Annotated in this window: 19 protein-coding genes, 1 rRNA gene and 1 riboswitch; of the genes, 10 read left to right on the forward strand and 10 right to left on the reverse strand. The window is 45.8% G+C overall.

The features are described 5' to 3' along the window. From VNM22_18105 to VNM22_18150, 10 genes are all read right to left on the reverse strand, one after another. Positions 1-180: hypothetical protein (locus tag VNM22_18105; protein HWP49075.1), on the reverse strand; the 180-nt coding region annotated here is incomplete at its 3' end. A 908-nt stretch (positions 181-1,088) separates the two neighbouring features. Further along, on the reverse strand, positions 1,089-1,640 hold the full coding sequence (locus VNM22_18110) for a hypothetical protein (GenBank protein ID HWP49076.1): 552 nt from the start codon (positions 1,638-1,640) through the stop codon (positions 1,089-1,091). Between the two features lie 162 nt (positions 1,641-1,802). Continuing rightward, complete coding sequence (locus VNM22_18115) at positions 1,803-2,009, reverse strand: hypothetical protein (protein ID HWP49077.1); 207 nt, start codon at positions 2,007-2,009, stop codon at positions 1,803-1,805. Between the two features lie 107 nt (positions 2,010-2,116). Then, positions 2,117-2,377, reverse strand: coding sequence for a dihydrofolate reductase family protein (locus VNM22_18120; protein HWP49078.1), 261 nt, complete (start codon positions 2,375-2,377; stop codon positions 2,117-2,119). A gap of 1,531 nt (positions 2,378-3,908) precedes the next feature. Continuing rightward, the gene (locus tag VNM22_18125; GenBank protein HWP49079.1) at positions 3,909-4,244 is read right to left on the reverse strand and encodes a hypothetical protein; all 336 of its coding nucleotides are present in this window, start codon (positions 4,242-4,244) and stop codon (positions 3,909-3,911) included. A 489-nt stretch (positions 4,245-4,733) separates the two neighbouring features. Then, positions 4,734-5,450: a hypothetical protein gene (locus VNM22_18130; GenBank protein HWP49080.1), complete on the reverse strand. Its 717-nt coding sequence runs from the start codon at positions 5,448-5,450 to the stop codon at positions 4,734-4,736. A 405-nt stretch (positions 5,451-5,855) separates the two neighbouring features. Beyond that, positions 5,856-6,125 carry a ubiquitin-like protein Pup gene (locus tag VNM22_18135; protein ID HWP49081.1) on the reverse strand — a complete coding sequence of 90 codons (270 nt, stop codon included), beginning with the start codon at positions 6,123-6,125 and terminating at the stop codon, positions 5,856-5,858. Between the two features lie 145 nt (positions 6,126-6,270). Then, positions 6,271-7,440, reverse strand: a complete 1,170-nt coding sequence (locus VNM22_18140; protein HWP49082.1) for an MFS transporter — start codon at positions 7,438-7,440, stop codon at positions 6,271-6,273. Continuing rightward, complete coding sequence (locus tag VNM22_18145; protein ID HWP49083.1) at positions 7,412-7,924, reverse strand: HEAT repeat domain-containing protein; 513 nt, start codon at positions 7,922-7,924, stop codon at positions 7,412-7,414. Before VNM22_18145 ends, VNM22_18140 begins: the two co-directional genes overlap by 29 nt. After that, the gene (locus VNM22_18150; protein ID HWP49084.1) at positions 7,921-9,705 is read right to left on the reverse strand and encodes a dynamin family protein; all 1,785 of its coding nucleotides are present in this window, start codon (positions 9,703-9,705) and stop codon (positions 7,921-7,923) included. The genes VNM22_18145 and VNM22_18150 overlap by 4 nt, the downstream gene beginning before the upstream one ends. Positions 9,706-9,926: 221 nt before the next feature. Then, a riboswitch (Fluoride riboswitch) is annotated at positions 9,927-9,997 on the reverse strand. A gap of 94 nt (positions 9,998-10,091) precedes the next feature. Between VNM22_18150 and VNM22_18155 the strand changes: the two genes are divergently transcribed. The 10 genes from VNM22_18155 to VNM22_18200 form a co-directional block, all read left to right on the forward strand. Continuing rightward, positions 10,092-10,772, forward strand: coding sequence for an SGNH/GDSL hydrolase family protein (locus tag VNM22_18155; GenBank protein HWP49085.1), 681 nt, complete (start codon positions 10,092-10,094; stop codon positions 10,770-10,772). A gap of 255 nt (positions 10,773-11,027) precedes the next feature. Further along, positions 11,028-11,987 (forward strand): cache domain-containing protein, encoded by a 960-nt coding sequence (locus VNM22_18160; protein ID HWP49086.1) that lies wholly within the window; start codon positions 11,028-11,030, stop codon positions 11,985-11,987. A gap of 121 nt (positions 11,988-12,108) precedes the next feature. Next, positions 12,109-12,525, forward strand: coding sequence for a DUF1844 domain-containing protein (locus tag VNM22_18165; protein HWP49087.1), 417 nt, complete (start codon positions 12,109-12,111; stop codon positions 12,523-12,525). 9 nt (positions 12,526-12,534) lie between these two features. After that, positions 12,535-14,496, forward strand: a complete 1,962-nt coding sequence (locus tag VNM22_18170; protein ID HWP49088.1) for a tetratricopeptide repeat protein — start codon at positions 12,535-12,537, stop codon at positions 14,494-14,496. A 17-nt stretch (positions 14,497-14,513) separates the two neighbouring features. Further along, complete coding sequence (locus VNM22_18175; protein HWP49089.1) at positions 14,514-15,713, forward strand: DUF4388 domain-containing protein; 1,200 nt, start codon at positions 14,514-14,516, stop codon at positions 15,711-15,713. Next, a complete protein-coding gene (truA, locus tag VNM22_18180; protein ID HWP49090.1) occupies positions 15,713-16,447 on the forward strand; it encodes a tRNA pseudouridine(38-40) synthase TruA in 735 nt (244 codons plus the stop codon). Before VNM22_18175 ends, truA begins: the two co-directional genes overlap by 1 nt. 46 nt (positions 16,448-16,493) lie before the next feature. After that, positions 16,494-17,072 carry a sigma-70 family RNA polymerase sigma factor gene (locus VNM22_18185; GenBank protein HWP49091.1) on the forward strand — a complete coding sequence of 193 codons (579 nt, stop codon included), beginning with the start codon at positions 16,494-16,496 and terminating at the stop codon, positions 17,070-17,072. Beyond that, positions 17,069-17,755: a zf-HC2 domain-containing protein gene (locus VNM22_18190; protein HWP49092.1), complete on the forward strand. Its 687-nt coding sequence runs from the start codon at positions 17,069-17,071 to the stop codon at positions 17,753-17,755. Before VNM22_18185 ends, VNM22_18190 begins: the two co-directional genes overlap by 4 nt. A gap of 61 nt (positions 17,756-17,816) precedes the next feature. Further along, positions 17,817-18,461, forward strand: a complete 645-nt coding sequence (locus tag VNM22_18195; protein HWP49093.1) for a hypothetical protein — start codon at positions 17,817-17,819, stop codon at positions 18,459-18,461. Between the two features lie 324 nt (positions 18,462-18,785). Beyond that, positions 18,786-18,892, forward strand: a 16S ribosomal RNA gene (locus VNM22_18200); the annotation flags it as partial.

The following is an 18,892-nucleotide window of genomic DNA, read 5'->3' on the forward strand; positions in this document are numbered from 1 at the left end:
CCCGCCTACGATACTGGCGGTACCACTCGTTATTTTTCCCGCGGTGACAAGTGCAGGATCTCTTTCAGGATTCACACTAGCAAGCATCAGTGCGCCACCTCCAAAATTCAAGGCGCCAGCGCCTCCAGCAAACCATCGCGCCGATGAACTCATCCCCGCCGCTTCAGGGACTGTGCACAATGCAGATGGCCCTGGTTCTCCCGTCATGATCCATCGTGCTTGTCTGCCAGCCGCTTCTGCTACCTCTCGGGGGAGAGCGCCCGGGTTCGCGGCGCGTATCTGATCTTCGATTTGGGGAATGAGGAATCGATCGACGAATTTGTGCTCGTTGCCGTATACACTGCCGCCGAACACCGAGTACGTTGTTCCTCCACCGTTGGGATCAACCAGCAGAGTCGTCGCAGGCAATGCGTTGCGAGACTGTAGTGGCGACAAATTCAGATTCATCACCGCCGGGTCCATATTCGTTGCGGCCGCGCTCAGCTCTTTCGTCCAATGCTGTACTTGTGTCCCCGGGGGCATCACGTTCGTAGCTCGATAGGCCCGCCTTGCCTGTGCAGCTGCTGCCGCAAAATCAGTTCCAGGCGCCGCCTCGGGGATACCTGCCGCTACCGGGGCCGACGGAGCGGCGGAGCGCAGGAGATTCGCGGATAAGGACAGGCCGCCATTTACGCTGGAGGAGCTGAACGAAGGTGGCGGAAGATATCGTTCTTCCTTCGGTAACGACTGTTGTAACGCCTCTTCACGGGGTGTAGGCGCTGTTGGATCGACGCACGACTGCATGGTGGGATCGCACTGCGTGCCCATCACGTCAGTGAACAGCAGGGGAATTTACGAGCACGGGAAAAGCCAGTAACCATTCCCCTTCGACTATTTCACATTAGCTGTCGACGGTGAGAGGACGTCCCTTATAGTGCTCAACTGCGGGGAAGATGCCTTCCCTAGATTTCTCTAACCTCTGAGGATCAGTAACTTCTAAAACATCAAAAGGCAATATGCAGGCCTGTTTAACCTCCTTAGAATTACCCGAAAAGTATGAACGATAATTTATGAAACCGAGAAGGTATCCTTAAAATGGGATCATACTCTCAAGAGGCTCTGTAGATCCTGGTCATTTCTCCATAGCAGGTTTCACAAACTCCGTGCGTCAACATCGGCAGAGAAGTACTTTCGAAAAGCCGCAAATGCCTGACAGCCTCTTCCACCTCCATCCAGGTACCTTCTACATTAATTTTCTTACACCAACTGCACATCCGCAGGAACTTCTCCGAATAAACTGCCTGAGATTCGAGCAGAGGTTGATGCTGTCGGTGTTCTATGGCCAACGTCCGTATCCGGAACTCAACCGTGGCTCCCTCAGCAGGAAATATTCGCATCTCCATCAGTCGTCGGCAACTGGGTGAGTCACACCGAAAACGAAATCCCATCACACGATGATTCCGGATTTGTGTTAAGATGTCATGGTAAAGCTGACATGTGGTAGAGTCAACGATGAAGTCCCATAACGAGCGATGGAGTATGTTGGCCGATGTGACCTTCCATCCCCCATTAGCCAGGGCAAATCGATCCCACTCCTCGTTTGTGAAAACGATCTCGTCCCGACTGTTCACCCGATAGATAATGTCTCCGGTACTTTCCATATCTCCTTGCTGACCTTTATTTCCTGGGATTAGGTAGGGACTTTATGGTTCCTTTCCTCCCTAAGAACGGCTCGTGAAAATTTGCCTTCAAGGTTTTACCACCCTTGCTCCTTAGCTGTAGGGTTGTGTAGGATCATTTGGGTATGATAACGTCAACTACCTCTAACCATGCCGGGCCGCCAGGAATTCCCTCTGTAATCGCTCAACCGCTGACGCTCCAATTGTAGGACGAACCAGGAAGTAGCTCTCCTTGTCTTTAAGCGGCCAATCAGAGTAGGGTACCTCCTCCCGGTAATAAAAATATTCCCAAAGAATCGCCTTCCAGCTTATGCAGCGGACAAGCATCACGTGGCATTCTGTCCCGTTCATCGTGTCCATAGATCAAGTAGCAAGGCTCGCAATTGAGCAAGATTCCCTCAGTATAAAATAATAGTTTAATTACTTACACCTCTGTTGTCCATATTTAGTTCCTTTGTCTATGGACGAGGTACCTCATACCATAGCGTTACCAGCGGATCGCCATCCCGAGCTGTAACCGATATTAACCGTAGGGGAGGGGTTGTGATCGGGCGTGGCAGGAGAGGTGCCCCATTGTCCAGGGTCACGGAAACGATGGTAACAATCATCTCGTCGAGTAGACCGTGATCGTAGAACTGGCCGACCAACGCCCCACCACCGACAAGCCATATGTTCTTATCACTTGCCCCTGTGATCATCTGCCAGTGCACTGGCCTCACGTCCCCACGGGCGAATTCAATGTTGGCACCGTGAATTGTGGGAAGTGTACAGGAAGTTAAGACCCAGACCGGTTGTTCGTAAGGCCAGGGCTTTGGTTGTTGAGAATTGGGTTGGATATGATGATCCTGGATCCATCAGTAGGTGGTTGCTCCCATGGCAATCGCACCCACTTTGCAGATAAAGGCTTGATAGTCGGACCCTGTTCCTTCACCGAACTGCAATAACCAGTCGAGGGAATTCTATGGGTTCGAGATAAACCCATCCAGACTGGAGGCAACATAATATTGAGTTTTCACGATCAAATCTCTCCTAAATGTGCTAACGCCTTACGTAACCGGGGCATATAGACCTTTTAAATTACCTGTTCAATTTCTAGTTACCTGAATAATTTACTATCCTCCAACCTTTTTGCCAAAGTATGGGGACGATGATCTGGATATTTAGCTTGTCGGTGTACGACTTGCATTCTCGTATTCCTACGTCTTATTTCACAAACATAGCACTTGATCTCTTCCTTCTGGCACAATGCCCAGGTTCAACAACCACACTTTACATAGTTTGTTGCAACGTTTGGTTAGGTAGCCGACACCTTGTTTACATAAGTTCCGGTTGGGGGTCAGCGCCGGAGGCATCAAGGAAAAATGTGATGACTTCCTCATAAGGAGATGTACCTATGTTCACTGCGCAATGACAGCATGGTCCGGCTTGTCCCAGTCCGTCATGCTAGAATAGACCGGAACCAGGGTGTGCTCATCGGTATCCTGAAACTCGATGCGGAGTTGTTCACCGCGCACGGCGACCGTAAAGCGATTGCAGGAGTCCGTGCACCACGGCATCGCCTCACCGGGTTCAAGGGGGAGCCTACGAATCGTAAGATCATCTCGTTTCGTGATGATTTCCGTTCGCATTTTGTGCCCTTTTTACCTCTGGGCAGACTGGTACCTCCACTAGTTTGGGAAGCGGGTGACACGGTGGGTTCACACAACAGGGAGGGTAAGCAGAGGCATCAGCTAAGCACTTATCTTCTTGCAAGGTTCTAACTACGAGTAAGATTGCTTGCTTTATACAAGCTCGAACTAAGCCAGCTGTACCAACTATACATAGGAGACCAACGACCAACATGAGATAACGAGGTTAGCTTTCAAAAACCAAATGAATCGGAATCATGTAAAGGAACGGAAAGCTCAGTAAAACATATTTAACGCTCTTCGGCCAAATCAGGTGGTGTCGAAGCAGACTTATCGCGGCTAGAATCTACTGGATAACCCAGCAGACATTACTAATCTGAATTAATATACTTATTCTGAATCAGACAATAAAATCACAATAAAATAATGATGAAGGTAAGCAATATTACAGCAAGAAACCATAATATTTGTGGTTTCATTAAGGCTAAGATTCCTAATAAAATACCTGACGCAGACGCACGAGAAAATACTAAACATTCAAGACCATGCCTCGTGCGCGCGTCTGGTTGTATCCTATTAGGAAACAATTAATAAGGGATATCCTTTATCTTATCGAAATCGATCAGCCTGCTTTTTTCATTTCGATATCCCCATCTTTAGTAACGGAAACTTGAATGTCTCCTCCAACACCCTTATCAGAGCCGTCTAGGAAAATGATCTCATTGGAGTTACCCTCCCATTGACCATGAATCTTCCAATCAACATCCCATATGTGACACATGCCTTTGATAGTGCAGAGGATAAGGGGAAGATCTTTATGCCAAGAAATCCAAAGTCCAGGTTTGGTATTTTCAGTGTGCTTTGCTTTAATCCAAAAGCTATTTCCGATGTTCTCTGAATTGAAGACGATGATCGAATGGTCAGATTCATTCCTGAAAGTTTTAATGTTAGTAGGCATATTAACCTCCTAAAAAAGTTGTTTATCTCATTGGTCAAAGTTCTAAGCTATCCAGATGGGTACTAAGGTGGTGTTGGTATCATATCTCACCCCCCTTCCTCCGAGCATGAACCTAACGGCGTGATAATTATCTGGAGTGCGAACTGTATTACTTTATTTGGGCAACAACTGGCCTATGCTTTGTTAGTCTAGTTCGGAGTACTTTAAGTTTCTGAAGCCAGATTGGCTACGAATGGTTCGAGTATTTTGTGGGTCCCGCCTCATGCTGACTAATCCAAAGACTTTGTCCTTAGACGGCATTTAGCTGGCTAATTTTTTTAGTTTACCCTATACCTCTTTCCAGGGGGAATAAAGCAAAAATAAGTCCTACCCCTAATCTTATCACTGGATAAGGCTATCTAGAAATATTGGGGGCTGATTCTACTTAAGGGAAGGCTACTTGTCAAGTAAAAATTGCGAGATCAGCTAAGATCCCTGGGATCAAACCCTTCAACCGATCAGGGATAGCCAGGGCTGCCAACCGCTACACCAACTCACAGCACCGATCAATGCCGCACGATCCTCCATTGTGTCGGTACTCCGGCATTCCCAATGGAATGAGCGGGTATACTGACCTATGTGTTCGGTGATGTATTGAACGAGCGTCGGGTGCTCCCTAAGCTTTGCCGTACCGAGGATGAGCTCCTCGTGCAGATGGACTCGACAGCGTGGACGTGTTTCATCTTGGGCGCAACGTCCACAAACACTCTTACGCCAATAGAAACTTGTCGTTTCAGCGAAAGCTCGTATCTCGGTAAGGTCTCTGCCTTGCTCGAACATTTCGCGGGAGGCCATACCACGAGAAGTTGAGCTATAACCTAACTCACACATAAGGCACGGTCCGGTATTCCGGAGGCGGTAGACAACCCGAATTTCTTGCAGCGGTCCATGGAGGTTGAAGGCAGCAAGCGCACGCTCCGTCAAATCCTCATAGAGAAGAGTAGGCCCTTGCAGGTAACCGTGGCGAAACGCCGCATCTACCGACAGGAAGGTAAAGATGTGCCGCTGGCACATCCCCCAGGCTCGACACAACCGCGCCCGCGTATCGGGGACCATGATACTCCCCTGTATAAAGAACCAGAGGAAGTGAACCTCCCCAGGGGAGGGTCGTAGATCCTCCAGCCGAGACGGCGAACTACCTAAAATGGCACGCGGAGAGATGTCCATTTTTATTTTCCAGCTTGGGCTCGATTTCTATACATTTGCGTTCGGAACTGAAGGGAATTTCTTCCAGCCGCGGATACCTGAGTTCTAAATCGGCTAAGGTCCATTCCCCCTTTTCAGCAGCCACGACTAGGGCTCCTTCTGTGGGATCTCCTTCAATGTCCCAACCCTCTTCTCACTGGACCAGATGGGCGTTATTACAAAGCCCGGCAATGAGTAGGAGCCGTTTAAGATGGGGATCCGGAGGGGAAAAACTCTTTTGATTCCACCGGAATTCCCCTTGAGGCTCTTACCCCTTTACACGTTCTTAAGTTAACCATCTTACTCCTAACCCTCCCTCGTCTTACAAGGAACTTTGACTGCAACGTTCCTTCCCCTGCCGGGGCGAGGGAGGATCAGACTTTCTGTTTATTCGCCTCCCCGCTGGGTAAAGTTTTTTACGAACTCCTCTGCATTTTGCTCCAAAACCTCATCGATTTGATCCATGAGATCTTCCAGATTTTTCTTGATTTCCTTTCCCTTTTCCGATACGTTTCCACCGGATCTTTCTTCCTTTTCCTTTTGGGGTTCTGTGGGCCTGACAACCCTTTTCTGCTGGTCCACGGTGGCATAGGAAATTCCCAAAAGTAAATGGGCCTCGGTTTGAAGGGAATCGTGAAATAAATGTTTGAATATCATCTTAACTTACCTCCTTTCGCCCTTTGAGCCATCTTTGGCAGGGGCACGTTGCCACGTGCCCTTACTATTTTCTCGCTTTCCTTACGGCTAAAAGGGTCTTGTAAAGCCGGATAAATCCTGCTCTGATTCCAGGTTGTACAAGACATCAAATTTTATAAATAACCAGAGCTCCCAGGATACTTAACACCGCCGTATATCCAAAACCTATTGCCGGAGAGACTGTGCTCCATAAAAATCCTACCACCAGGCTTGAAACAAAGTCCCCAATCCCATTGACAGTAGCTAACATGCCATATCCGGTTCCCCGCACCTCTTCGGGGAGAAGCTCAGCGGCTGTAGATCCTTCCAGGGCATCTTCCACGGCAATGTAAATCCCTCCTAAAACAAAAAGGATCAGCAAATAGCCGAAGCCCGGCGGAGCCAGGATAAACCCGATACCCATAACCCCGGAAAGGAGGTATCCCAAAGCCAGGAGCTCTCGTCGACCCAGTTTATCGCTGAGGGCTCCCACGGGATAGGCCGATAGGGCATAAAGAATATTATGGATCACATAAAGGGAAATGGCCAGACTTTCGGCTTTAGCCATTCCATAAATCGGGGTTAGAACCTGGGTGGCCCGTAGGATCAATAAGGTATGGGCGAAATCTCCCATCCCGAAGATGAAAACGCCTGCTAAAAACAGCTTAAAGCTTCGGGGCGTATCCGTTATGTTCTTGAAAAATTTCATGGCGTGGTTAGGAGCCCGGGATCTATCCTTGACTAAAAAAGCAATGGCGGCTGCAGAAAGCAGTCCGGGGACCAGGGTTATCACAAAAATAGTCCTTAAACTCAAGTATTTAATAAAAATAAACGCCAGAAACGGGCCCAACACCGCACCGGCAGTATCCATAGCCCGATGAAATCCAAAGGCGCGGCCATAAGCTTCCGGGGGTACAGAATCGGCCAGCATGGCGTCCCGGACCGGTCCTCGCAGCCCTCGACCCATCCAGCCAACTACCCGTCCAATGAGGACGTGCTGCCATAGGGTCGCCAGGGCAAAGGTTGCTTTAGATACTCCGGTGATTACATACCCGGCCACGGCCAAAGCCTTCCGTTTTCCGATCCGATCGCTGTACCACCCCGACCAGAGCTTGACAAAGCTCGAGGCTGCGTCGGCTACCCCCTCAATGATACCCAGGGCAGCAGCCGAAGCCCCAATGGTTGCTAGGAACATGGGTAAAATGGCCGTGGCCATTTCATGACCGGCATCGCTGAGGAAACTCGCCAACCCCATCCCTAACACATTTCTATTGAACCAGTTCTTCTTCTCTGTCATATGCCCTCCCGGGCTCCTTGAGCGTGAGTAAGGCTTCGCCGGCTAATCCTTTCACATAAGTACTGGGATCCTTGAGCATCCTTTCCAGATCCTCCCGGATCTCCGGATCACCTCTGGTTGCTAAAGCTCTGACGGCACTCCCACGAACTAAAAAAGAAGGATTATCCAGCAGTTTCGTTAAAACCAGAATGGTTTCTTGATCCCCTATTTTCCCCAAGGCCTCTGCTATTTCCTCCATTAAAAAATAATCCTTCGTCCCATCCAGAAGATCTAACCGCGGTCCCCTGGCTTCTTGACCCCTCTTTTCTCCAAGAAGATAAACCGTACACCTCTGAATCGTCGGGTCCGGATGATGAAGAGCCCGAATGAGCTTCTGGATAGGGCTCTGTCGGTCCAAAGCAGAAAGATCGGCTTTGCAACGAGGGCATAGAGAGAGATCTTTTGTAAATTCTTCCCAACACGAAGGGCAAAAAAATCTCCTCATAAGGTTTCTCCCTCCCGGCCTTCCAGGGTCTTTTTTAAGTTCAGTAGCTTTTTCTTAAGGGTTTGAATCGAGGCTAGTTTTTCATCCAACTCCCTCACCCGCCGTTCCACTTCTCCCTGGCTTTGAACCTTCATTTCCATAGCCCTCTTCAAGGCATTTTGAATATTCTCTCGGGTCATCCGAATCTGCCAATCTAATTTATCTTTAAGTTCTCGTACACTACCCTCCATCCGCTCCAGAAAGTCGTACCGTACCCGCCCCGCGTTCCGGTCCAGCTCGACCGCCACCTTGTTTAACATTTCCCCTAATACGAATTTTCGAAAGTAGGGTTTTGGCATCAACAGGGGAACATTATCCAAACCCCATCCCAGCAATTCTTCGGTTTTATAGTATAACCGACTTTGGGAAATTAAGGTTTCCACTCCTTCCAGGTTTTCCATGGACAGGTCAAACAGGTTCGCCGAAATTTGCCGAATCTGTTGAACGAGATGGTTTGCTCGGGCCGAAAAACGGGAGGCCATTTTCTCAAAACCCCGCCGCATTTTCTCATCTTCTGAGGGGAGCCAGGCCTGGAAGGCCTCTTCAATGGATCGATGAAGACAATGATCTAAAGCTTGAACCAGAGCCTTCTTATCGTCTTTTAAATGGGCTTCATAACACCTTTGAATCGATTCTTTAATGAGGGGCACCTGCTCCAGTTTGAACCACTCCAGGTCCCTATTTAAATCTTCCAGAAGCTTTTCGACCTCTCCCCGAATAAGTATTTCCATATCTTCCTGCTCTTGCTGAATGATTTGGGATTGGTAGTTGAATTGGTTGATCTTATGCTCCAGATCCAACACCGGGGTTTCAACAGCCTTTTTCTCCAGTTTAAAGACCATTTCCGCTTCCCCGACCACCCTTAAACCCTGGTTTAGGGACGATTCTAAGAAGATTTTTCCTTTACCCTGGAGGAGAAATTGGGATAAGGCTGCCTCAAAACCAGGAAGAAGGCTGGCCTCTATCTTTTCCAGGGAACCTCTTAATTTCCCCTCCAGGGCCAATTTAGCCGAAATAGGGTAGATCTTCACATCGGAGAGACCCAGATGGGTCTGGATGGCTTTCTTTGAAAATTCCAGGGACTGATCCCTTTCCGACTCCTCCACCTGATCGATCTTATTCTGGAGAAAGAAAATTTTTCCGATAAACGCTTTAACTTGCTTTAAGAAATCTAATTCTACCTGCGTCAGGGGTGGATCGACCCCCATTAAAAAAATAGCCGCATCGGCCCGGGGGAGATAGTTCTGGGTAATAACCGTGTTATCCACATAAATAGAACTGATTCCAGGGGTATCCACCAGGATGACCCCTTCCTGAAGATAGGGAGAAGGATAAAAAACCTCAATCCGTTCCACATTCTTTTCGTTATGGGGATTCCAGGACTCTGTGACATACCCGGCAATTTCCTCAAAGGGGATCTCTTTCTTGGTCCCTTCCTTAAACCGTACCGTTATTTTCAAGGTCTTCCCGTATCTGATTAACGTAATGATGGAGGTAAGGGGAATAATGGAAGTGGGTAACAGACTCACCCCCAGAAGGCTGTTAATAAGCGTGGATTTGCCCCGATTGAAATGTCCCAGGATGACCAGGTTAAATTGATCCTCCCGGAGTTTCAAGATCAAGGCCTGAAGATCCGTTTCAATCTTTGAATACCCTCCCCCACCCAGGAGTCCTCGAAGAACTTCCAGGTCGGTCAGGATGGATTCTTTAAGCGTTGTATAATTGCCAAGGAGAATGGACATATCCCTCATCGAAGTTGAAACATCGCCCTGTTCTGAAATAGACCCGGACAGTCTTTTTCTTGAAAGGAATCGTAAGCCAGCCCAGGGAACCGTTTTCCCTGTTCCGGTTATTTACCCTGCAAAAAAAAACCCTACCTGGGGTTTTTCCAGGTAGGGGATTAAAAAATATAACTCCTACCTTCAACCCGGTAAACTTTGAATACAAAAGAAACTTTCTCGGATCGAATGTAGGAGTTATCAGCCGTTTTAATCTCCAACGGCGGTTCTGGTGAACTCCATCACCTAAAAATTAAAATAGTATGCAGCCTCCCAAATGTCAAATTAAAATTAAAGCCTGTAACAAAAAAGTCTTGTTTAATTCGTTTAACTCTGATAAAAACCTATCTATGCGGAAAAAATATCTTCTTTTTATAGTTCTGTTTTTCTGGATCATTCTCTTCGGACTTTGGGGGTTCCGACTCTATTTTCGGAGGCCTTTTCAGGTGGTTATGTGTGCCGGGGATAGTATTACGGCTGAAGCTTATCCCACCTATTTGCAGGAAAGATTAAATCAAGCGGGAATCCGGATAAAAGTTGTCAATAAAGGGGTTAAAGGAAATACGTCGGGAGAATATTTAAGATATCTTACCTCTCACCCGGTACTTCAAGAAGTAAATCCCCATATCGTCCTGCTTCAGTTAGGTACCAATGATGTAAGAATCGATGGGGATCATACCCCAACCGATCAATTTGTCAATAACCTGAATAAAATTATTGATCTCATTCAGAATTATACAGGTCCCCAGGGTCAGCGGCCTAAAATCTTACTGGCTACCGTACCGCCTCTTGTAATCGACGAGAATCATCGCCGGGTTTTCAACCAGGATTCCCAACGTCGAATCGTCGAGGAAATCAATCCGGCCATTAAAAAAATTGCGAAGTCTCGGGGATTGGCCTTATTGGATCTATATCAGCTTTTTCAAGAGCATCCTGAGTTTTTAACCGGGGTTCATCCGACGCAGGAGGGATACAAGGCCATGGCAGAGGCCTGGTTTAATCAGCTAAGCCCCCTGGTGAGCTCTTATTGAAAAAGGTCAGGCTCAGGGTTAGAAGTTGGGTGTTTCTACCTTTGTGAAATGGGAGAAAGGATTTCTCACCCTTAGCTGGATACGGAGAGAACCTTAGGTCGGTTTAGAAAGGGGTCAAAAGCCGGAAGTCACAATAAAACCGGATAAGCCACTCATCTCTCCCTGACCGGATCGGAGGTATGTAAATTCTGAACTTTGTTATTCGGATTCCTTCTGGTTCTTGACTCCTGCATAATTACATGATAAGGATCAGTTATGAAACTTTGTAAATACCTATTGTTTGGTTGGATTTTGTTCCTTTGGGTTCCTTCCCGTTCTTGGGGAGAGGTTAAAAATCCTGACGCCTTGCTGGAATTGACCCGACAAAAGGCTAAAGAAACCGATGCGCTCCTTCAACAGATTGAAGAGGATAATGCAATTATGGCCAAGTACGTTTTGTTGCTTTTCTCAAATCCACCCGAGAAGCCAATCTATAACCCCCATATCTATACTTTTGACGAAACAGGGGTTTATGGGGATCACCAGCAGAAGAGTCAAACAAGTGTTTGGTTTAAAGGAAGGTCGGGTTCACTCCCAGAAGAAGTGATCAAGCAGATCCGGGCCACCGAATCCATGGAGAAACGGTATAAGGAACTTAAAAAGCGCTATGATTATATAAAATGGATTTACCTGATAACGGCAGAGGGTGTGATTCGGGTTTATCCCCGGGAGGCCAAAGCGAAGTATCCTGGAGACTCCGATCCCCGGGAATCCCTGGCCTATGTTTGGGCAGGGCCTGAAAAAAATCCTCAGCATCAGACCGTCTGGACAGAACCTTACAAGGACCCCCAGGAAAAATGGATGGTGACCTGTTCCACCCCTCTGTATGAGAAGGGGACTTTTTTAGGCGTTCAAGCCCTGGATATAACCTTGGAGGAGCTGAAAGATAAGGTTCTTAAGGTAAAAGCCGGAAAAAGCAGCGTAGCCCTTTTGATCGACAAAAAAGGAAACATTCTGGCTCAATCTTCCCAGACTAAAGGAGATAAAAAAGAAGAAAGTTTTAACTATACCCATCTGGCTTCTTTACCTGATGAATCTATTCAGGGGATCATTCAGAAATTAAGCGAAGGAAGAGAAGGGGTCGTTAAGCTCAAGATCCAGGATCAGCACCGGTATTTTGCCTTTGTTCCGGTTAAAACAACTGGATGGATTTATGGGATTATAAGTAAAATGTGAGAAAGATACCGGGGGATAACCTCTAAAAATTTTTCCTTGACTTCTCTATATATTTTTTGTTAACCTAATTGTTTTAATAAGCTGGTAATAAATTCTTACGGCTTAGAGAAAGGAGTTAGATATGTCGGAAAATGAGGAAAAAGGTTTCAAAATCATAGATCGAAGAGCTTCGAGTCAGGAGGCTGATAAGACCTCTAAACCTCAGGAGAAATCTCCTGCTTCGACGCAAGAGGAGAAGAAAGCCGGCGCAGCGGAGGAGAAAGCCGGTAAAAAAACTCAACAGGTTCCCTTACCCGAGGCAAGTTTTTTATCTCTTATCTTTACCTTTTATGCTGATGCTCAGATTGGATTAGGTCTGGTTCCTAACCCTCTGACTAAAAAAGTCGAGAAAGATTTGGTGAGAGCCAAATATCTTATTGATCTCTTAGGGATTCTCCAGGAGAAAACCAAGGGTAACCTGACCGCTGAAGAGGAAAGAACGTTAGAAGATATTCTGTTCCATCTTCGTATGATCTATGTCGAGGAGCTTAAAAAGTAATTCCAGCCTATGAGAAGACCTGAGATCGGTTATAGAAAATATCCGGGTATCCCGATTATTTTACTTTTGATAACCTGGATTCAGGGGTTTGGGATATTGGAAATAGAAGCGGTACAGGGAGGAGAGTCTACAGTACCCGTGGGACAGGAATCCAAGGTACCCCCGGAACCGAAGATTTCCCCTTCCTCCCTGGAATCCCTTACAGGCCTGTGGTTTGAAGCCGTCGATCTCTTGCAGAAGAGAAACTATGAAGAGGCTAAACAGAAGTTGAGGGAGGTTAATACCAAAAAACAGGAGGTCGGTTTGGAGAGTCTCATTCCGGCGTCTGATGTGGTAATTAGGGAGAGCGAGCTGATAAGGGGAGATTTTGCCGCTCAAGTCGATCTTTTAGAAATGGCCAGCAAATTGGCTCCTTACAATTGGCGGGCCCGATTTGCTTTGGCCAAACTTCATATAAGTAAAGGAAATCTTTATGGATTCGTGGTAGAGTCCCTTCGGGGTCTTAAGGATAAAATCCTGGATATCTATACCCTTTATGCTTCCCTTAACAAAACATTGGAGATCCTGGCGCTCTCTTTATTTACAGCTTTCTCTCTGGTCATCTTATTTTCTTTTGTTCAGGTCCATAGAGCCCTATTCCACGACATCCAGGAGCGACTTCCCGGATCTTTACCTCTCCTTCCCATTTCGATTATGGGGTGGGTCTTCCTGGCCATCGTCCTATGGATCGGAGGAGTCTTCTGGTTCATTCTTTTACTTTCCATCCTGACCTGGGGTTACCTGGAACCTCTGGGTAAAAGGTTTATTAAAGCCTTTTTGGTTTTTGTCTTTCTTCTTCCGCTGATCCTTCTCATCATGGGCATAACCCTCAACGCGTATCATACTCCTTATATTAAAGCCCTCCGGGATCTCAGTTACGGAATTTATAGCGGAGAAACCGAAAAAATTTTTAAAGAAGCTCTGCAATCCGACCCATTCAATCCAGAGGCCAGCTTTTCCCTGGCCCTCATCAACAAGAAAAAAGGCTTCTTAGAAGCGGCTGAAAAAGGGTATCGAGAACTCATCGAGCGTTCTTATCAACTGGACAAAGTTTATACTAATTTGGGAAACGTTTATTATGCTGAGAAAAAATTCAATGAGGCTATCAAAGCTTATGAGAGTGCCTTAGAGGAAAATCCTAAATTATTCTCCGCCCACTATAATCTGGCCCAGGCTCTGTGGCAAGATCCAGGTTCTTCGGAAAAAGCTGCCGGGGAACTAGATCAGGCCCAACGCCTGGATTACGATCGGTTTAATAAGATTCGGGAAATTGCAGGAACCAGTTCACATTATAACCTGGTTTTGGTAGATGAGTGGCTTCCCCGATATGCCCCCTTTATAGGTAGTCTTAAACTCTGGCAACCGGGGTATGAAGCCTCTAAAAAGATCTGGAACTTATTCTCCAGACTGGATAATCCACTCTACCTGTTGGGGGTTGCTCCCTTCAGTTGGTGGATTTTAATCAAGGCTCTGGATCGCTTCCAAAGAAAAACGGGATATGCCTATTACTGTGAAATGTGTGGAGATCCCATATGTAAGTACTGCCAGCAGGGAAGCGGGACCCGGAAATTATGCACCTCCTGCAGCTATATTTTTGCGAAGCGGGGTGTGGTGAAACCCGGGAAACGGGAAGAAAAAATTCGCCAGGTCAAACGTTATGAACAGGCTCGACGCTGGACGGCTCGAATTACTTCCCTTCTGCTCCCGGGTTCAGGTCATATTTATCTGGGATATATGGGAAAGGGTTTTGTTATCGGCGGATTGATCGCCGTCCTTTTCTTTCATTTATCCCTTCAAAATATATTCCTTTACGCCTATGAAGGGATTTCAACCCCTAATACCTTTGCAGTCTTTCTCACAGAATGGATTATCCTTTTAAGCATTTATGTATTCACCCTACGGGACATTTTTTCTTTGGCACCCAGGAATTGATCACGGAGACGACTGTTATGGCTCTAGCTGGCAATATTAAAGAGTTTAGCCTGGCAGATATTTTTCAAATTATCTCTTTACAACAAAAAACCGGGGAGCTATTTGTCAAAGGATCTGAAGGCTCTGTAACGATTATTTTTGAAAGGGGCGTCGTTATCGGTGCTGATGCCTCTTTCCGACAGGTAGAAAGTCGGTTAGGCCAGGTTTTGGTCCGAAGCGGAAAAATTACCAAGTTTCAATTAAAGCGGGCCCTCGATAAGCAGAAAAAAACTCTCCAACCCCTTGGAACCATTCTGGCTGAACTGGGGGATGTGGATATAGAAAGCCTAAGACAGGCACTCTCCCAACAGATCCAGGAAACCATCTACCATCTGCTAAGATGGACCGATGGAGAATATAAATTCACACCAAAAAAATCTGTTGAGTACGATAAAAATCTTATCAAACCCATCAATACCGAATTTCTCGTCATGGAAGGATTCCGAATCACAGACGAGTGGCCCGAGATCGAAAAAAGAATTCCCTCTTTTCAGGTGGTCGTTCGTCGGGTTCCTGGCGCCAGCCTGCCCAACCCCGATGAGGTAGAATCCATGGACTCCGAGGAGGAGGTTAAGATTTCTGAAAATCAGAAGAAAATCTTTGATTTATTAGAATCAGAAAAAACCATCCAGGATCTCATCGATATGAGTCATCTGGGAGAATTCGATACCTGCCAGACCGTCTATGCCCTCATGACCAAGGGTTTGGTAGAAAAAGTTCCGGAAGGAGAGGTTAAAAAGAAACCCAAAGAGATTTCTTCAAGGGGTTACCCAGGTCTTACAGAAAAGCTTTATGTGCTTGGGGGTATCCTCATGCTGGGGCTGATCCTGTGGATAGGATTCCAGGTTGGATTAAAAAATTCGGTTTTTCTTTATCCCGGACAATCTCCCACAGGTCTCCAGTTCCTCAAGGAAGAATCGACTAAGTCTGAATTAACTAAAATGCAAGAGATCTTAACGGCTTACTATGTACGGTATAGGCAATACCCGGCTTCTTTAGATGAATTGGTTATAAAGGGTTTTATTCGGGAACACGATCTTTATGATCCCTGGGGTCATAAATACCTGTGGACAAAAACCGAGACGGGCATGGTACTGTCCAGTGTCGGGCCCGATGGTAAAGCCCAGACGAATGATGATATCCTGGGGAGTCCTTTAACCGGTAGCCTTTTATTCTGATGCCCAACATCAGGCTTAAACTCCAATACGACGGAACCTGCTACCATGGCTGGCAAGCTCAAAGAAATGTAAGGACCGTACAAGGAGAGTTAATAGCCGCTATAAAGAAAATGACCGGAGAAGAGGTAGATCTGGTAGGGGCGAGTAGGACAGATAAAGGAGTCCATGCGCTTGGACAAGTGGCCAATTTCCATACTACCCGCCCGCTTCCTGCTTTAGCTTTCCTTAAAGGATTAAACAGTTTAACCTCCGACGATATTCTCATTTTAGAAGCTGAAGTAGTTCCGGAGGATTTTAACATCCGGTTTGATGCAAAGAGTAAGATTTATGTGTATCAAATCCTTAATGCCAGAACCCCTTCCATCTACCATCGCAGGTTTTGTTGGTTTCTCAGAGATCGTTTAGATATAGAGGCTATGAGAGAAGCTGCGAAATATCTGGAAGGTCAACACGATTTTAAGTCTTTTCAGGCAAGTTCTCCGGATTCTGGATCTACAATTCGAACCATTTATAACATTCGTATTACACAACGTAGAGACTTTATATGGATTTTTATCAAAGCAAATGCTTTTCTTTATAAGATGGTCCGAAATATTGTCGGAACCCTGGTTGAGATAGGCCAGAAAAAGAGGGAAATCCAGGAGATGTCGAAAATTCTTGCTGCACGAGACCGGAAAGCCGCCGGAATCACAGCACCCGCTCAAGGATTATTTTTAGCCAGAGTTTATTATTAAACAAACCAAATTTTTTAAACCTTTTTAAGATTATTGTGTCTATTTTGTGCAGGAAAGTAAATTTTTAAAAAAAACAGATTTCGAACTGATCGATCTGGCTTTAGCAGGAAGTGAACTGGCCTTTGAAGAATTGGTTAATCGGTATAAAAAGGCGGTGTATTACCTTGCTTTTAGAATTGTCAAAGATCATGAGGATGCCGTAGACTTATCCCAGGAAGCATTTTTTAGAGCTTATCAATCCCTGAAAAAATTTCGTAAAAACTCAAGCTTTCATACCTGGCTCTACCGCATTACCGTTAATTTAGGGATTAACCATCTGAGGCGAAATAGAGATAAAGCTCAAGTAGAGTTGGAAGATCTGCATACTGTTATGCAGACAAGTACCCTGGAGGCTCTAGAGTTTAAAGAACTTCAGGAGGTCGTGAACAAAGCGATAGACCGCCTGCCGGAAAAACAGAAAGTTACTGTAATCTTGCGAGTTTGTCACGGTTTCTCGCACAAGGAAATATCTCAAGTTCTACAATGTTCTGTCGGGACTGTAAAGGCCAATTATTTCCATGCTATTCGTAATCTGCGGGATTTTATGAAAGGTTATATTTCAACGAAGGAGGAAATTACGAGATGAACTGTGAAGATGTCAGGATAAGACTCATAGATTATTATGAAGGGGAGCTGAATCATCAAGAGCAGAATTTCTTGGAAGGTCACTTGAGGAGATGTAAAAGTTGTTTAATTGAGTTAGATCAGTTTATTTATACCCTCGAACTGGTACTTCGATCTTGTTTTGTCCCGGAATTACCCGATGTATTCTGGTCGCAGTTCACAACCGATGTACTCAATAGAATTCGAAGGGAAAAGGAGAAAACGCCCTTACCCTGGTTTTTCAAATTTCCTCGTATCCAGTTTAATTTTGCCATTACCGCCTGGGCGGCTCTGCTCCTTTTTGCTTTGGGATTTTTAGGTTATTTTGGTTATGTGAACTACAAAAAGGATCAAACCCCTTTACCTTTAAAGGAAATGGTCTTGAAGAAGGAAGAGCTAACCCCCGATATGGATGTAAAAACCCTGGTCAAAATGCTTCAAGAAGATCCCCAAAGTGATGAAAATATGCTGAATAGCCTCCTGGGACGGGTGGCTTTAGATAAAGTGGAAGATCTGGCCGACTACGAGCGTGTTCTACTGGAAGTGGGTTCTATTTTTGATCCATCCGAGACCGATGGAATAGAAGTTTATATCGAAGCGGTGTTAAAAAGTTTAAGTGAAAAGGAAAAAGAAGCTCTTCTCGCAAAACTCCATAATATGATCTAAATAAAGAAAGTATAAATAGATAAAGGAGGTGAGAATAGTGTCGAGGGAGAAACTTTTGTGCTTGTCCAAAATGATTGTGCTGATGAGCTTGATGTCGATCCCCATGAAGGTATTTGCCCTGGAAGGAGAGGAGAGTCGATTGCGAAGAAATACGTTGTCCGGAAATAACTTGCAAGGAAGTATACTTCAGGGAAACCTTTCCCAGGGAAGTATTCCGCAGGGGGGATCTCCCGGAGCTAAAGATGAGGAAATACGTCGAACGTTGGGATTGGTCAGAAATCTCAAGCTGGTTAAAGAGCTCAGTCTCCCCGAAGATAAGGCCAGTATGGTTCTTGAAAAGCTTAGAAGGATGGACCAGCTACAAAGCAACTTTAACCAGCAACGTCGGGGTGTGGTATCTCAGTTGGAAAAGCTGGTTAACTCTTCAAATCCGGAACAGTTAGAACTAAAAGCAAAACTTCGGGAACTCAAAGAAATCGAAACGAACTACGTCAGTGAAAAAGAACGTACTAAAAAGGAAATTTACGATTTGTTGACCCCCCAGCAACGGGCTCAGTACATACTATTTCAGCAGAGGTTTCAGAATGAACTCCGTCAGGTGATTACAGATATTAGAAGGAATAATCAAACTATAAATACAACCGAAAGTGGCACCTCGGTCCAGCGACTCAGAGAAGGAACTATTTTACAAAATCGTAGAAGATAAGAGGGAATCTAGGGCCTGGAAAATAGGTAGGAAAATCCTTTGTAAAAGATAAGAATCACTTCTGTATAATAAGTGTCTTTGCGGTTATCAAAGAAACAGCCTCTTAAGTAGGATATTCATTGGTTTTTCCTTTAAATTTTTCCTTAAAATTTTTGGGAACTGTTGACAAGCCATAAAGAGTTATTGTATATTAAAAAGTGCTCCATCTGAACGATGAAGGAGTTTCAGGTGGAGAGGGTTATTGTTTGTTCTTTGAAATTTGAGCGGGTTGATGGAAAAGAAGGAAACGAAGTCAACCTGAGAGTTTCAAAGTTTTAAGAAGTAATTACGGAGAGTTTGATCCTGGCTCAGAACGAACGCTTGCGGCGTGCCTAACACATGCAAGTCGAGCGAGAACGGGAGGCAACTCCCTAGTAAAGCGGCAGACGGGT

Source organism: Candidatus Limnocylindrales bacterium (assembly GCA_035559535.1).
In the GTDB taxonomy this organism is placed as follows: domain Bacteria; phylum Moduliflexota; class Moduliflexia; order Moduliflexales; family JAUQPW01; genus JAUQPW01.

Bases quoted from the DNA above. Each gene is read 5' to 3' on its own strand.
- VNM22_18175 (HWP49089.1), top strand. From the start codon at position 14,514: ATGGCTCTAGCTGGCAATATTAAAGAGTTTAGCCTGGCAGATATTTTT.
- truA (HWP49090.1), top strand. From the start codon at position 15,713: ATGCCCAACATCAGGCTTAAACTCCAATACGACGGAACCTGCTACCAT.
- VNM22_18135 (HWP49081.1), bottom strand. From the start codon at position 6,125: ATGATATTCAAACATTTATTTCACGATTCCCTTCAAACCGAGGCCCAT.
- VNM22_18155 (HWP49085.1), top strand. From the start codon at position 10,092: ATGCGGAAAAAATATCTTCTTTTTATAGTTCTGTTTTTCTGGATCATT.
- VNM22_18115 (HWP49077.1), bottom strand. From the start codon at position 2,009: ATGAACGGGACAGAATGCCACGTGATGCTTGTCCGCTGCATAAGCTGG.
- VNM22_18150 (HWP49084.1), bottom strand. From the start codon at position 9,705: ATGTCCATTCTCCTTGGCAATTATACAACGCTTAAAGAATCCATCCTG.
- VNM22_18145 (HWP49083.1), bottom strand. From the start codon at position 7,924: ATGAGGAGATTTTTTTGCCCTTCGTGTTGGGAAGAATTTACAAAAGAT.
- VNM22_18140 (HWP49082.1), bottom strand. From the start codon at position 7,440: ATGACAGAGAAGAAGAACTGGTTCAATAGAAATGTGTTAGGGATGGGG.
- VNM22_18160 (HWP49086.1), top strand. From the start codon at position 11,028: ATGAAACTTTGTAAATACCTATTGTTTGGTTGGATTTTGTTCCTTTGG.
- VNM22_18165 (HWP49087.1), top strand. From the start codon at position 12,109: ATGTCGGAAAATGAGGAAAAAGGTTTCAAAATCATAGATCGAAGAGCT.
- VNM22_18130 (HWP49080.1), bottom strand. From the start codon at position 5,450: ATGGACATCTCTCCGCGTGCCATTTTAGGTAGTTCGCCGTCTCGGCTG.
- VNM22_18190 (HWP49092.1), top strand. From the start codon at position 17,069: ATGAACTGTGAAGATGTCAGGATAAGACTCATAGATTATTATGAAGGG.
- VNM22_18170 (HWP49088.1), top strand. From the start codon at position 12,535: ATGAGAAGACCTGAGATCGGTTATAGAAAATATCCGGGTATCCCGATT.
- VNM22_18110 (HWP49076.1), bottom strand. From the start codon at position 1,640: ATGGAAAGTACCGGAGACATTATCTATCGGGTGAACAGTCGGGACGAG.
- VNM22_18125 (HWP49079.1), bottom strand. From the start codon at position 4,244: ATGCCTACTAACATTAAAACTTTCAGGAATGAATCTGACCATTCGATC.